Annotated in this window: 12 protein-coding genes; 10 read left to right on the forward strand and 2 right to left on the reverse strand. The window is 50.3% G+C overall.

Annotated features, from left to right (window positions below; genetic code table 11):
• The first annotated feature begins 115 nt into the window (after positions 1 to 115).
• From nrdA to yfaE, 6 genes are all read left to right on the forward strand, one after another.
• Positions 116 to 2,395 carry a class 1a ribonucleoside-diphosphate reductase subunit alpha gene (gene nrdA / locus AKG43_RS00210; RefSeq protein ID WP_054598566.1) on the forward strand — a complete coding sequence of 760 codons (2,280 nt, stop codon included), beginning with the start codon at positions 116 to 118 and terminating at the stop codon, positions 2,393 to 2,395.
• 79 nt (positions 2,396 to 2,474) lie between these two features.
• Positions 2,475 to 3,056 carry a PAAR domain-containing protein gene (locus tag AKG43_RS11925; RefSeq protein WP_082402913.1) on the forward strand — a complete coding sequence of 194 codons (582 nt, stop codon included), beginning with the start codon at positions 2,475 to 2,477 and terminating at the stop codon, positions 3,054 to 3,056.
• 10 nt (positions 3,057 to 3,066) lie between these two features.
• Positions 3,067 to 3,615: a type VI secretion system amidase effector protein Tae4 gene (locus AKG43_RS00220; protein WP_054598567.1), complete on the forward strand. Its 549-nt coding sequence runs from the start codon at positions 3,067 to 3,069 to the stop codon at positions 3,613 to 3,615.
• Complete coding sequence (locus AKG43_RS11930) at positions 3,612 to 3,977, forward strand: hypothetical protein (RefSeq protein ID WP_197273099.1); 366 nt, start codon at positions 3,612 to 3,614, stop codon at positions 3,975 to 3,977. Before AKG43_RS00220 ends, AKG43_RS11930 begins: the two co-directional genes overlap by 4 nt.
• A gap of 64 nt (positions 3,978 to 4,041) precedes the next feature.
• Positions 4,042 to 5,175, forward strand: a complete 1,134-nt coding sequence (gene nrdB, locus AKG43_RS00225; protein WP_054598568.1) for a class Ia ribonucleoside-diphosphate reductase subunit beta — start codon at positions 4,042 to 4,044, stop codon at positions 5,173 to 5,175.
• Positions 5,176 to 5,536: 361 nt separating this feature from the next.
• Complete coding sequence (gene yfaE / locus AKG43_RS00230; RefSeq protein ID WP_054598569.1) at positions 5,537 to 5,833, forward strand: class I ribonucleotide reductase maintenance protein YfaE; 297 nt, start codon at positions 5,537 to 5,539, stop codon at positions 5,831 to 5,833.
• 114 nt (positions 5,834 to 5,947) lie between these two features.
• Here yfaE and glnD read toward each other — a convergent pair whose 3' ends face one another.
• Positions 5,948 to 8,515, reverse strand: coding sequence for a [protein-PII] uridylyltransferase (glnD, locus tag AKG43_RS00235; RefSeq protein WP_082402915.1), 2,568 nt, complete (start codon positions 8,513 to 8,515; stop codon positions 5,948 to 5,950).
• 251 nt (positions 8,516 to 8,766) lie between these two features.
• Between glnD and AKG43_RS00240 the strand changes: the two genes are divergently transcribed.
• From AKG43_RS00240 to AKG43_RS13035, 4 genes are all read left to right on the forward strand, one after another.
• The gene (locus AKG43_RS00240) at positions 8,767 to 9,417 is read left to right on the forward strand and encodes a fumarylacetoacetate hydrolase family protein (protein WP_054598570.1); all 651 of its coding nucleotides are present in this window, start codon (positions 8,767 to 8,769) and stop codon (positions 9,415 to 9,417) included.
• Between the two features lie 23 nt (positions 9,418 to 9,440).
• A complete protein-coding gene (locus AKG43_RS00245) occupies positions 9,441 to 10,304 on the forward strand; it encodes an ATP-binding protein (RefSeq protein ID WP_054598571.1) in 864 nt (287 codons plus the stop codon).
• 287 nt (positions 10,305 to 10,591) lie between these two features.
• Positions 10,592 to 11,248, forward strand: coding sequence for a YceI family protein (locus AKG43_RS00250; RefSeq protein ID WP_054598572.1), 657 nt, complete (start codon positions 10,592 to 10,594; stop codon positions 11,246 to 11,248).
• A 156-nt stretch (positions 11,249 to 11,404) separates the two neighbouring features.
• Positions 11,405 to 11,587 (forward strand): lipoprotein signal peptidase, encoded by a 183-nt coding sequence (locus AKG43_RS13035; protein ID WP_231718070.1) that lies wholly within the window; start codon positions 11,405 to 11,407, stop codon positions 11,585 to 11,587.
• A 278-nt stretch (positions 11,588 to 11,865) separates the two neighbouring features.
• Here the strand turns inward: AKG43_RS13035 and AKG43_RS00255 are convergent, their stop codons facing one another.
• Positions 11,866 to 13,587, reverse strand: a complete 1,722-nt coding sequence (locus AKG43_RS00255; protein ID WP_054598573.1) for a proline--tRNA ligase — start codon at positions 13,585 to 13,587, stop codon at positions 11,866 to 11,868.
• Positions 13,588 to 13,684: the final 97 nt, after the last annotated feature.

Below are 13,684 nucleotides of genomic sequence, written 5' to 3' on the forward strand. Positions count from 1 at the left end.
GAATCGAATTTGGCTTGTCAAGACTGGTATGCATTTTTGAATTACAGTATATTGTGTCCCGATTGTCGCACTACTACTGTATCTTGTGTTTTTACCCATTTTTTAGGATGAGCAGATGAACGCAGCAAACAACCTGAAAGTAACCAAACGCGACGGCCGTTTGGAAGATATCAATTTGGACAAAATCCACCGCGTCATCAACTGGGCGGCGGAAGGTTTGGACAATGTTTCCGTTTCTCAGGTCGAGCTGAAGTCGCATATCCAGTTTTACAACGGCATCCGTACCGACGATATCCACGAAACCATCATCAAAGCGGCGGCCGATTTAATTTCACAAGATACGCCCGATTACCAATATCTCGCCGCACGCTTGGCGATTTTCCATTTGCGCAAAATTGCATACGGCGAATTCGAGCCGCCGCACCTGTTCGACCACGTTTCCAAGCTCACCGAAGCAGGCAAATACGACCGCCATATCCTTGCCGATTACAGCCGTGAAGAATTCGAAGAATTGAACGATTATATCGACCACGAGCGCGATATGACTTTCTCTTACGGTGCGGTCAAGCAGCTTGAAGGCAAATATCTGGTGCAAAACCGCGTTACCCGCCAAATCTACGAAACGCCGCAGTTTCTGTATATTTTGGTGGCCATGTGCCTGTTTGCCAAATATCCGAAAGCCACCCGTTTGGATTATGTGAAACGCTTTTACGATGCCGTTTCCACCTTCAAAATTTCCCTGCCTACGCCGATTATGTCGGGCGTGCGCACGCCGACGCGCCAATTCTCAAGCTGCGTGTTGATTGAGTGCGACGACAGCCTCGACAGCATCAACGCCACTACCAGCGCGATTGTGAAATACGTTTCGCAACGTGCCGGTATCGGCATCAACGCAGGCCGTATCCGCGGCTTGGGTAGCGAAATCCGCGGCGGCGAAGCGCAACACACCGGCTGTATTCCGTTTTTCAAAATGTTCCAAGCCGCAGTTAAGTCTTGTTCGCAAGGCGGCGTGCGCGGCGGTGCGGCCACTCTGTTTTACCCGCTGTGGCACATCGAAGTGGAAAGCCTGCTGGTGCTGAAAAACAACCGCGGCGTGGAAGACAACCGTGTGCGCCATCTCGACTACGGCGTGCAAATCAACCGTCTGCTTTATACCCGCCTGATTAAAGGCGGCAACATTACTTTGTTTTCGCCCAACGAAGTACCCGGCTTGTACGAAGCGTTTTTTGCCGATCAAGACGAATTCGAGCGTTTGTACACACAATACGAGCAGGATCCGAATATCCGCAAACGTGCGTTGCCAGCGACCGAACTGTTTTCATTAATGATGCAGGAGCGCGCCGGCACCGGCCGCATCTACATTCAAAATGTCGACCATTGCAACACCCACAGCCCGTTTGACCCCAAAGTCGCGCCCGTGCGCCAATCCAACCTGTGCTTGGAAATTGCCTTGCCGACCAAGCCGTTAAGCGACATTAACGATGAAAACGGCGAAATCGCCTTGTGCACCCTGTCGGCATTTAACTTAGGAGCGTTGGAAAGTTTGGATGAACTCGAAGGCTTGGCCGACCTCGCCGTCCGCGCACTTGATGCTTTGCTGGATTATCAGGATTACCCCGTTAAAGCGGCCAAAGTCGCCACCATGAACCGCCGCACCCTCGGCATCGGCGTGATTAACTACGCCTACTATTTGGCCAAAAACGGTGTGAAATACAGCGACGATTCCGCTATCCCTTTAACCCACCGCACCTTTGAAGCCATCCAATACTACTTGCTCAAAGCCTCGGTGGAACTCGCCAAAGAATTCGGCGCTTGCCCGCTGTTTAACGAAACCACTTACGCGCAAGGCAAGCTGCCGATTGATACCTACAAAAAAGATTTGGATGCCATTTGCCAAGAGCCGCTGCATCTCGATTGGGAAAGCCTGCGCGCCGACATCGTGAAGCACGGACTGCGCAATTCAACCTTAACCGCCTTGATGCCGTCTGAAACCAGCTCGCAGATTGCCAACGCTACCAACGGCATCGAACCACCGCGCGGTTTGGTATCTGTGAAAGCCTCGAAAGACGGTATTCTGAAACAAGTGGTGCCTGAATTCGGCCGTCTGAAAAACCAATACGAACTGCTGTGGCAAATGCCTTCCAACGACGGTTATTTGAAACTTGTCGGCATTATGCAGAAGTTTGTCGACCAAGCCATTTCCGCCAATACCAGCTACGACCCGCAACGCTTCGAAGGCGGTCGCGTACCGATGAAGCAACTGCTGAAAGATTTGCTCACCGCCTACAAATTCGGCTTGAAAACCCTGTATTACCATAACACCCGCGACGGAGCGGACGATACGCAGACTGACTTGCAGGATGACGGCTGTGTTGGTGGGGCTTGTAAGATCTAGATGTAAGTTTAAAAGCTAGCCCATATTGAGTTTTTCAATATGGGCTATGCAATAGTTTTTCAGAAGAGGAACTTTTTTTGTGGCAACACGCAGAGTAATTATAGTAGGTGACCGAACTACACATGGTGGTATAGTTTTAACTGGTTCGAGTACGATGCTAGTGGAAGGAAAGCAAATCGCAAAAATAGGAGATTTGGTACATTGTCCAAAATGTAATGGCACTTTCCCTATTATAGAAGGCTCCAATCAGGCGTTTTTCTTTGGTACAGGTGTTGCACTTGAAGGAATGAAAGTGGCATGTGGAGCTGTATTAATAGGCTCACAATCATTAATGTATGTTGATGATGAAGCTAGTGGCTCGGGTAAGTCACATATTTCGCTTAATGTTTTAGAGAATAAAAAAGAGATTGAGAAAAAAATAATAGATTTATATTGGTCTTATGGTGAAAATAAAATCCGATTAGATCAAGAAAAATCAAGATATTATACGGATTTGAATTTGCATATTGTTACCGAGAATTATCATGATGGGGAGCTTGTTTCGGTAGAGTGTGAATATGAAGGGGAGATGGGGATTAGTAAGAAAACGGTTTCAGCAGTTGTGAATAATAATGCAGCCTGTATTTTGCAGGTGTTTAAAAATGAAAGAATTATAGTTTAGTGGAACTATTATGACCATCACAGTAACTGCTCAAGGAAGTTCAGCTTCTATTTCTATTAAAAGACCGAGATTTTCTGATTTATGGAAAGCTTATCCTAAAAAATCAAGTGCAGAAGAAGCTTACCGGCAGGCAGGCGGTATTCCGCTTGCGTTATATTTAGAAAACTCAACTGCTTATGAGAATGCTTGTGCTATCAGATTGAGCCATTCATTCAATGAAGGAAATTTTCCTTTAACTAAACAGAAATTATCCAGTGTGAAAAATGCTTACGCTCAAAAAGGAGCAAATGGAAAACCATATCTATTCAGAGTTAATGACATGATTAAGTATGTTACTAATCAGTTAGGAAAACCTGACATAGAATTAATAGCAAATGGAACTAATCAAAGTAAACATTTCGCAGGCATGCAAGGCATCATTATTTTTGTGGTTAAAGGGTGGGGTAATGCAACCGGGCATGTGACATTATGGAATGACTATGAATGTGGAGATAAATGTTATTTCCAACCAAATAATGCAACGTTAGTAAAAATATTATTTTGGAGATTAATAGATTGAAAAACAAATTTTATCTTTCAGTTTTTATAATATTACTCTCAAATTCTATATCATCATATGCGAAATCAAATGAAATTATAAAAAACCGTCAGCTTCTAAAAAACTATGGTATTGCTCATTGTATTGCAAAGTTTGGAGAAGGCGAGTGGTTGAAAAAAGACTTGGGCAATGCAAAAAGTCTATATTTTCAAGCAGGAAGTTATCACGGAGATGCACTTAAGCATATTGATCGTTATTTTGGAAAGGAAATGGCTAATTCCAAAGAAGCCGATAGTAGAAATAATCCTTTAATTTTTCATAAATGTTTAACTATCTATAATTCACCTAAGTATCAGAAATTTATAAATGGTTTGGTGAAATAAATTGACAATTCTATATTAGAAATTGAGATGTCGAGAGAGTTTTATGTCCTGCGAACACCTAGTCATGTCATACAGCACATTCAGCAAAGCTAAAAACGATGCTTTGCTGGAGCCGATGTTTTTCGGCCAGCCGGTGAATGTTGCCCGTTATGACCAGCAAAAATACGAAATTTTTGAAAAGCTGATTGAAAAACAACTGTCTTTCTTTTGGCGGCCGGAAGAAATCGACGTGTCGCGCGACCGTATCGATTACCAGAATCTGCCCGAGCATGAAAAGCATATTTTCATCAGCAACCTGAAATACCAAACGCTGTTGGATTCGATTCAGGGGCGCAGCCCGAATGTGGCTTTGCTGCCGTTGGTGTCGATTCCGGAGTTGGAAACGTGGATTGAAACGTGGTCGTTTTCGGAAACCATCCACTCGCGCAGCTATACGCACATTATCCGCAATATTGTGAACGACCCATCGTTGGTGTTCGATGATATTGTCGATAACGAATACATTATTGCCCGTGCGGAAGATATCGCCTGCTATTACGATGATTTGATTGAATATACCCAATACTACAATCTGTTGGGCGAGGGCGAGCACCGTGTGAACGGCAAGGTGGTTACGGTTAACAAGCGCGAGCTGAAAAAGAAACTGTATCTGTGCCTGATGTGCGTGAATGTGCTGGAAGCGATCCGTTTTTATGTGTCGTTTGCTTGCTCGTTTGCTTTTGCCGAGCGCGAATTGATGGAAGGCAATGCGAAAATCATCAAGCTGATTGCGCGTGATGAAGCTTTGCACTTAACCAGCACGCAGCATATGTTGAACCTGATGCGCAGCGGTGCGGACGACCCTGAAATGGCCGAAATTGCCGCCGAATTGGAACAGGAATGTTTCGAGTTGTTTAAAACGGCGGCCACTCAGGAAAAAGAGTGGGCGGAATATCTGTTTAAAGACGGCTCGATGATCGGCTTGAATAAGGAAATTTTGAGCCAGTATGTTGAATACATTACCAATCTGCGCATGGCGGCGGTGGGTTTGAAGCCTGCTTTTGAAGGGGCGAGCCAAAACCCGATTCCGTGGATCAATGCTTGGTTGTCGTCCGACAACGTTCAGGTGGCGCCGCAGGAAGTGGAAATCAGCTCTTACTTAATCGGCCAGATTGATGCCGAAGTGAGTGCCGACGATTTGGGTGATTTCGAACTTTAAGGCCGTCTGAACAGTCGGGCTGCTTACGGACAATGATTCTGCGCCCGATGTTGTTGTGATGGGTGTATCGGCGGATAGGCTGCTCCGCCTTTGCACATTATTATGCAGTGCGCTGCGGCGTTTTGAATCTGAATATTCGGGCCGTCTGAAAGCTTCTGGGAACGGGAGTTTCAGACGGCCTCAAGTTTCAAAGTTGTTTCAGGCCGTCTGAAAGCGAGCTTTAGCGAGCTTCGCCAAAACGAGCTGTGCGAGTTTCGCTAAGGCGAATTTCGCTAAAATCTCTTAACCGGGTTTAGTCAAAATGAGTGATGCAGGCGGGCAAAATACGGGCCGTTGCAGCACAAGTGGAATGTCTTGATATATGCCTTTAATTACCACACGAGACAAAATTTTCGAGCTTCAAAACGGTGAAACGTTGCTGGAAGGTTTGGAGCGCACCGGTCATGAGGTCGAATACCAATGCCGCAGCGGTTATTGCGGTTCGTGCCGTGTGAAAATATTATCGGGCAGGGTGGAATATGATGATTTTCCGTTGGCGTTTGTGGCACCGGGCGAAATTCTGCCGTGTTGTTGCCGGGTAACGGAGGCGGTGGAGCTGGATTGCCGGTTGCGCGTGGAAGAACCGGATTTGTTTGATGTCGATTTATTTGATGAATAAAAGCGGCATTAAAGATATTTTGTTACTAAACTGAAGCAGATTGACTGTATATGGCGGATAGGCCGTCTGAAACCTTGTTTTCAGACGGCCTATCCGCATTGGTGTGTGATGGTGTTATGCGGAAAGTTGTTCCAGCAGCGCCTGAGTTAACGCCAGTTGTTTTTTAGGGTTGTCGAGTTGGGGGCTGAACAGCACGAAGCTGTCTTCGGCGCGTTCGTCGAGCGTGGCGATTTTGGCATAGCGCAGGCTGATGTCTTGAGCGGACAGCACTTCGGCTATGTCGGCCAGCAGATAAGGGCGGTTGACGGCGATAATTTCGAGGGTGTACCAGCCCGGATAGTCGGTTTCGGGCATCAGGTGTACGCTCGGTGCGATCGGCAGGTGGCGGCTGCGGCGGCTGCGGACGGCGGTGCTGTGCGGGGTATGGTTTTGGGTGGTGTCGAAGCCGTGAATGAAATTGTTGATTTCGGCTTCTAATCCGCTTTGTACGCTGCGGTATTCGCCGCTGTCGTATTTTTCGGGTATTTGCACGATAAAGGTGTCGAGAATATAGTTGTGCTCGGTAACGAAAGCGCGGGCGGCGAGAATGTCGAACCCGTGGCGGCTGAAAATGCGGCACAGTCGGGCAAACAGGCGCGGGGCGTTGGGCATGAACACCATCACTTGCAGCGTTCCGCCTTCGAGCAGGCGGCTGCGTATTTGGGGGGATTCGGTTTGGTGGACGAGATTGGCGGTGTGCCAGAGGATGTCTTGCAATTCGTGGCGCACAAAATAGGCCGAGCCGAGTGCCTGCCAAAGTTTTTTCTGTTGCTTTTCGGGTGTGCCTGCGCGGTTGAGTTGGTCGACCGCACTCTGTTGGCGGCGGCTGACCAGTTGGTGGCGGCTGCCGCTTTCTCCGGCAAAACGGCGGGCGGCGGCGTGAAACAGGCTTTCGAGCAAACCGGCTTTCCAGCTGTTCCATAATTTGGGATTGGTGCCGCGGATATCGGATACGGTGAGCAGGTAAAGGGCGGACAAGCGCTCGCGGGTTTGTACGCGTTCGCAGAAATGGCTGATCACGTCGGGGTCTTGGATGTCTTCTTTTTGCGCCACGGCCGACATAAGCAGATGGTCTTCTACCAGCCAGCACAGCAGCGCGCTTTCTTCTTCGCTGAGAAAATGGTCGTCGGCAAAACGGCGGGCGTCGGCAATGCCTTCGATGGAGTGGTCGCCGCCGCGGCCTTTGGCGATGTCGTGGAAAAATGCGGCGAGATAGAGAATGTGTTTTTTCTCGAAAGCGTGCATCAATGCCGAAGCAAACGGCAGCTCATGGCTGCGCGAGTCCATCGCCAAACGCCGCATATTGTGCAAAACGGTGAGAATGTGGTCGTCGACGGGGTAGATGTGGAAGAGGTCGTGCTGGAGCAGGCCGACGATTTTGCCCCACGCGGGCAGATAGCGTTCCAATACGCCGTAGAGGTTGAGAAAACGCATCACATGGGTCAGCCCTTCGCCTTGCTTGAAAAAGCCTACGAAGCGGCGGCGGTTTTCGGCATTGTCGTAAAACCGCCGGTTGATTTTGCGGGTGGCCGCCCACCATGCGCGCAGGGTTTTGGGGGCGATGCTGGAAATATCGTTGCGGGTTTGCAGAATCTCGATGATTTTAAACAGATGCTCGGGCTGGCGAGCAAACAGTTTTTTGTCGTACACGGCAACCTGATTATCGAGCTGGTAATAGTGCTCGTCGATGCGGTGAACCACGCGGCGCACCAGCGAATAGACGCGGCCACGCAACATGGGCAGCAGAATGCCGCCCAATTGGATCAGGGTTTTGCCGGCACGGTAAAACATACGCATCAGCTTTTCGCTTCTTTCGCGCCGGCTTTCGTTTTGCCAGCCCAGATTCTCGGCAACTTGCGACTGCAAATCGAAAATCAGGCGGTCTTCGTTGCGCCCGGCAGACAGATGCAGCTCGATGCGGATGGTGGCCAAACGGGTGTGGCTGTTGAGCAGCATGGCGGCTTCGGTGCGGGTGAGTACGCCTTGTGCAATCAACGTGCCTAAAGGTGCATCCAAACCTTGAGCTTTGGCCAGCCACAGCATGGTGTGGATATCGCGCAGGCCGCCGGGGCAGGTTTTGATGTTAGGCTCCAGCACCGCTCCCGTGCCTTGCGATTTGGCATGCCGTTGCTGCATTTCGAGCAGTTTGGCTTCGATAAAAGATACGGTGTCGCGCTGGAGGTTCATGCGTTCGAGCAGTTCGGTGCCGACGCTGCGGTTGCCGCACAGAATGCGGGCTTCGAGAAAGGCGGTGTCGCCGGTAATGTCTTCACGCGCACTCTCGCACAATTCCGAAATGCTGCCTGCTTTAAGGGCGGGAGTAAGCTGCATATCCCACAAAGCCTGTACGAATGCGGCGGTGCGTTCCTGCTCTTGAGGTGTAAGCGGATCGGCAGACACCAAAGCCAAATCGACATCGGAATACGGGTACATTTCGCCGCGCCCGAAACCGCCCGTGGCCATCAGGCACAGGTTGGTATGGTCTGAAAAAAGCGTCTGCCACAAAACGGCCAACGCTTCTTCGACGGCCGCTCCGTATTGCTCGAAAAATATCAGGGGGTTATGCCGGACACGGTAAGCATCGACGGCTTGTTGTTTACGGGTTTTTAAGGTGTCGGCGGCTAAAGGAATCAGGTTGTGCATAATCTTATCGAGCAGTTGTGTGGTAGGCAGCAGCCGTTTGACTGTTCAGACGGCCTTATGGCTGAATGTGCGGAAGATAGGCATAAAGCCTGATTATCCGACCGAACCGCCGTGCTTACAATACTTCTGTGCCGATACCCAACTGGCTGAACTATAAGAGAGGCCGTCTGAAAGATTTTGGCGGCAAGCGTGCAAAGACTTCGGGTTAATCCCGTTATAATGCCGAATCGTTTCTGTATAAGGAATCCGTTATGACCACAATCCGTTTGAACGGCCAAGCCGCAGGCGTGAACAATATCTACTGCATCGGCCGCAATTATGTTGACCATATTGCCGAATTGAAAAACGAAACGCCCACCGAGCCGGTGGTGTTTATGAAGCCCAACAACAGCATGCTTGCCCATGGCGGCACCATACGTTTGCCGCATTACAGCCAATCGGTGCATTACGAATGCGAAATGGTGCTGTTTATCGGGCAGGATTCAGACGGCCTCGACAGCCGTGATTTAAGCGGCATTGTGGCCGGATACGGCGTCGGCCTTGATTTGACCGCCCGCGACGTTCAAAGCCGTCTGAAAGAAAAAGGGTTGCCGTGGACGAAAGCCAAAGGTTTCCGCGGCGCGGCGTGCGTATCGGATTTTGTTGATGCCGCCGGGCTGCCGCAAGCGCAGGATTGTGTGTTTACCTTGACTGTGAACGGCGAGTTGCGCCAAAAAGGGCAAACATCCCACATGATTTACCCGATTGCCGCCATTTTGCGCGAACTGGCCGAAAGCTACGGTTTGAAAGCCGGCGATGTGGTGTTTACCGGCACACCGGCGGGCGTGGGCGAACTGCATTCCGGCGACAAGTTGGAATTGGATTTGGCCGGCGTGGTGCGGGCGCATTTTGATGTGGCTTGAGAGGCCGTCTGAAAAGGAAAAACATGAAACCCGTACAGTTTTTTGAACTTGCCGCTTCCGTGCTGAAGCGTTTGGATATGCTGCTGCCGCCCGAAACGGCCGAACCGGATTGGAACGCACTGGCTTACCGCTGGCAGAGCATAGGTAGAAAAGGTTTGCTCGAAAGCCTGCCCAATCCGCACACTTTTCCGCTCAAACGCTTGGCGGCGGTTGATAACCAAATGCACAGGCTGGTGCGCAACACCGAGCAGTTTTTAAACGGCCGCCCCGCCAACAACGTATTGATGACCGGCGCGCGCGGCACGGGAAAATCGTCGTTGGTCAAAGCCCTGCTGCACGAATACGCCGACCGCGGCCTGCGCCTCATCGAAGTCGATAAAACCGATTTGATTACCTTGCCCGTATTGCTGCCGCTGCTTGAAAAACGTGCTGAAAAATTCATCGTGTTTTGCGACGACTTATCGTTTGAAAGCGGCGACGAAACCTACAAAGCCCTGAAAACCGCGCTGGACGGCGGTTTGTCGCAGCGGTGTGCCAATGTGCTGGTGTATGCCACTTCCAACCGCCGCCACCTGATGCCCGAATATATGGACGAAAACCAAGCCTTTACCGGCGAGCGCGGCGAAGTCCACCCCAAAGAAGCCGTTGAAGAAAAAGTGTCGCTGTCCGACCGTTTCGGTTTGTGGCTGAGTTTTTACCCGTTCGACCAAAACGATTATCTGAAAGCCGTAGCAAACTGGCTGGAAGATTTCGGCCTGCCGTACAACGAAGCCGCACGCAAAGCCGCGCTCGATTGGTCGCTCACACGCGGCAACCGCTCCGGCCGAACGGCATGGCAGTTTGCGTGCGATTGGGCGGGCAGGCCGTCTGAAGAACGCGAGGCATAGCCCTGCGAACGTGTTGCTCAGTAGGCAGTTTAACCATATTGCAATTTTTCTTTTACCATTTTCAAAAAAATAGGCTGTTTTTTTGTTTTTAAAAACAGATATTTGTTTAAAACCGCTAAACTTTGTTAAAAAATAATGCAAAAAAATGCCGTTTCGCTGTAAGAAACCGGAACATGCCCCGTCTGTTAGGCATGACTTTTTTAATAAGGCATGTCTGATTACCCGGCCATGCCGAATATATTGCTTAACCGTTTGTGTGTATTTTGAAAATAATGAAAGGAACCTAAATGTTTAAACAAACACTGATCGTTGCAGCTTCTTTACTCGCTTTGGCCGCTTGCTCTCCTTCCAACGAAACCGCGCAAGCCGAACAACCCGCCGCCGAAGTGGTGCAAGCTGTGCCGCAAACCCCTGCCAACTGGGAAGTGTCTGATGCAGGTATCAGCTTTTTGAGCAGCAAAATCAACAAACAACTGGGCAGCATTACCGAACAATCACGTTTTACCGCCAGCCAAGCCGTGTTGGATAAAGACGGCCAGTTCAAAATGGAAATTGATTTGAGCAGCGTTAACACCGGCATCGAAATCCGCGACCAACGCTTGAAAGACTGGGTATTTGAAACCGCCAAATTCGCCAAAGCCAACGTAACCGGCACCGTAGATGTGGAGTCTGTGAGCAAGTTGGCATTGGGTGAAACCATCAACCTGAAACAGCCTTTGGTTTTGGATATTCACGGCAAGCAAATCAATCTTGAAGCCGATTTGTCTGCACAACGCGTAAGCGCAGACAAAATCATGGTCAGCACCCTCAGCCCCGTATTGCTCGACGTGAAAGCCATGGACATGACCGGCGGCGTGGCCAAACTGGTTGAAGTAATGGGCTTGAGCTCCATCGTTGAGCAAGTGCCCGTATCGTTCAACGCCGAATTTACCCGTAAAGAGTAATCAGGCATTCAAAACGGATATTCATTCTTTTATTCCCTTTTAATCGACCATAAGGCCGTCTGAAAAAGTTTTTTCAGACGGCCTTATGGTTTTGTGTTTGAAGGTTGCGCGGTAATATAGTCGATCCACTTAAGTTTCATAACAAAACCGTCATACTTGGGCTTGATCCGAGTATCTCCCAAACTGAGACCTTTGCAAAACCCCCATCTGCGGCGCATTTCTGCGTTGTGCGCTGCTCGCTCGTTTGCCTATCTATATGATATGTCTGCACTCGCTGCGTTGCTACGCCTTGAACTGCATCCGCATCTGGCGGTTTTGCAAAGGTCTCAAACTTGCTGAAACTCAAGATACTCGGGTCAAGCCCGAGTATGACGGACGTACTATTTTTAAGTTGATCCGCTATAGTCAATCCACTTAACTTTTTAACTTTTACTACGGCATTGCTGCGCCTTAGCTTAAAGGAGTGATCGGGTAAGCCAACAGAATCGATGCCGTACCAGCTATACTGCCTGCGGCTTGCTGGCTTGTATCAAAAATTAAGCTGATTGGCTATACATGGTTTTTAATAAAAAAGCCGTCTGAAATAATTTCAGACGGCCTCGTGTGGCATCACACGGTTAGTTTGACTTACCCAAAGCCTCCAACACTTTGGCGGCTACTTCGCCAACAGCCACACTTTGCGCTTCGCTGTCGGTACGCTTAGCGTATTCGACGTTGCCTTCTTTCAACGCGCGGTCGCCGATAACGATGCGGTGCGGAATGCCCAACAGTTCGGAGTCGTTCAGCAACACGCCTGCGCGTTCGTCACGATCGTCCAGCAACACATCCGCGCCTTTGGCCAACAATTCGGCGTAGAGTGTGTCGGCAGCTTCGCGCACGCTGTCGGATTTTTTGTAGTTCATCGGCACGATCACCACTTCAAACGGTGCCATCGCATCTGTCCAAATGATGCCGCGTTCGTCGTTGTTCTGCTCGATGGCGGCGGCTACGATGCGGGTGATGCCGATGCCGTAGCAGCCCATTTCCATGATTTGCGCTTTGCCGTTGTTATCGAGGAAGGTGGTGTTCAGGGCTTTGGAATATTTGTCGCGCAGTTGGAAAACATGGCCGACTTCGATACCGCGCGCCAGTTTCAGACGGCCTTTTCCGTCGGGGCTGGGGTCGCCTTCGATCACATTGCGCAAATCGACAAATTCAGGTTCGGGGCAGTCGCGGCCGAAGTTAAAGCCGGTGTAGTGGTAGTCGTCTTCATTGGCACCGATCACGGTATCGGCCAGTTTTTCAACGGCAAAATCGGCATACACTTTGCCTGTGAAGCCGACGGGTCCGAGCGAGCCGCCGTTGGCACCGAAGGCCGTCTGAACGGCGGCTGGGGTAGCCATAGCCAAGGGTGATTTCACGCCGGCGAGTTTTTCGGCTTTGATGTCGTTGAACTCGTGATCGCCGCGCAACAGCAGCAACACCAATTCGCCTTCTTCTTCGCCTTCCACCACGATGGATTTGAGCGTTTTTTCAATCGGCACGTTCAAAAACGCCACCAAGTCGGCAATGGTTTTTACATTCGGCGTGTGCACTTTGGTTAAGGTTGCGGTGGCGGCGGCACGTTCGCCTTGTTGCGGCAGGGTCGGTGCCAGTTCGACATTGGCGGCGAAATCGGATTGGTCGCTGTATGCAATCACATCTTCTCCGCTTTCGGCCAACACTTGGAATTCGTGCGAGCCGGTGCCGCCGATGCTGCCGGTGTCGGCGGCTACGGGGCGGTAGTTCAAGCCCAAGCGGTTGAAAATGCGGCAATAGGCATCGTACATAGGCTGATAGCCGTCGCGCACCAGCGATTCATAATCGCTGTGGAATGAATAGGCATCTTTCATCACAAATTCGCGTGCGCGCATCACGCCGAAACGGGGGCGGACTTCGTCGCGGAATTTGGTTTGGATGTGGTAGAAATTCTTCGGCAGCTGTTTATAGCTGGTGATTTCTTTGCGCACGATGTCGGTAATCACTTCTTCGCAGGTGGGGCCCATACAGAAATCGCGGTCGTGGCGGTCTTTCAGGCGCAGCAGTTCTTTGCCGTAAAATTCCCAGCGGCCGCTTTCCTGCCACAATTCGGCGGGTTGCACCACCGGCATCAGCAGCTCCACCGCGCCGGCACGGTTCATTTCTTCGCGCACGATGTTTTCGACTTTACGCAATACGCGCAAACCCATAGGCATCCATGTGTACAAACCCGAAGCATTGGCTTTGATCAACCCGGCGCGCAGCATCAGTTTGTGGCTGGCGAGAGCGGCTTCGGCAGGGGCTTCCTTTAAAGTGGAAATGAAAAATTGACTGGCTTTCATGGTGTGGTTTCGCGTGAAAAATAAAAACCGCCATTTTACCGCAATGCAGACTTTTCGGCAGCGGTTTGATGCGGCTTAGCGGGAGGAGTTGCAGCAA

The sequence above is a fragment of the Neisseria sp. 74A18 genome (assembly GCF_001308005.1).
In the GTDB taxonomy this organism is placed as follows: Bacteria; Pseudomonadota; Gammaproteobacteria; order Burkholderiales; family Neisseriaceae; genus Neisseria; species Neisseria dumasiana.

Excerpts from the sequence above, each read along its gene's own strand:
- nrdA (WP_054598566.1), top strand. The coding sequence starts at position 116 with ATGAACGCAGCAAACAACCTGAAAGTAACCAAACGCGACGGCCGTTTG.
- AKG43_RS00220 (WP_054598567.1), top strand. The coding sequence starts at position 3,067 with ATGACCATCACAGTAACTGCTCAAGGAAGTTCAGCTTCTATTTCTATT.
- nrdB (WP_054598568.1), top strand. The coding sequence starts at position 4,042 with ATGTCATACAGCACATTCAGCAAAGCTAAAAACGATGCTTTGCTGGAG.
- yfaE (WP_054598569.1), top strand. The coding sequence starts at position 5,537 with ATGCCTTTAATTACCACACGAGACAAAATTTTCGAGCTTCAAAACGGT.
- glnD (WP_082402915.1), bottom strand. The coding sequence starts at position 8,515 with ATGCACAACCTGATTCCTTTAGCCGCCGACACCTTAAAAACCCGTAAA.
- AKG43_RS00240 (WP_054598570.1), top strand. The coding sequence starts at position 8,767 with ATGACCACAATCCGTTTGAACGGCCAAGCCGCAGGCGTGAACAATATC.
- AKG43_RS00245 (WP_054598571.1), top strand. The coding sequence starts at position 9,441 with ATGAAACCCGTACAGTTTTTTGAACTTGCCGCTTCCGTGCTGAAGCGT.
- AKG43_RS00250 (WP_054598572.1), top strand. The coding sequence starts at position 10,592 with ATGTTTAAACAAACACTGATCGTTGCAGCTTCTTTACTCGCTTTGGCC.
- AKG43_RS00255 (WP_054598573.1), bottom strand. The coding sequence starts at position 13,587 with ATGAAAGCCAGTCAATTTTTCATTTCCACTTTAAAGGAAGCCCCTGCC.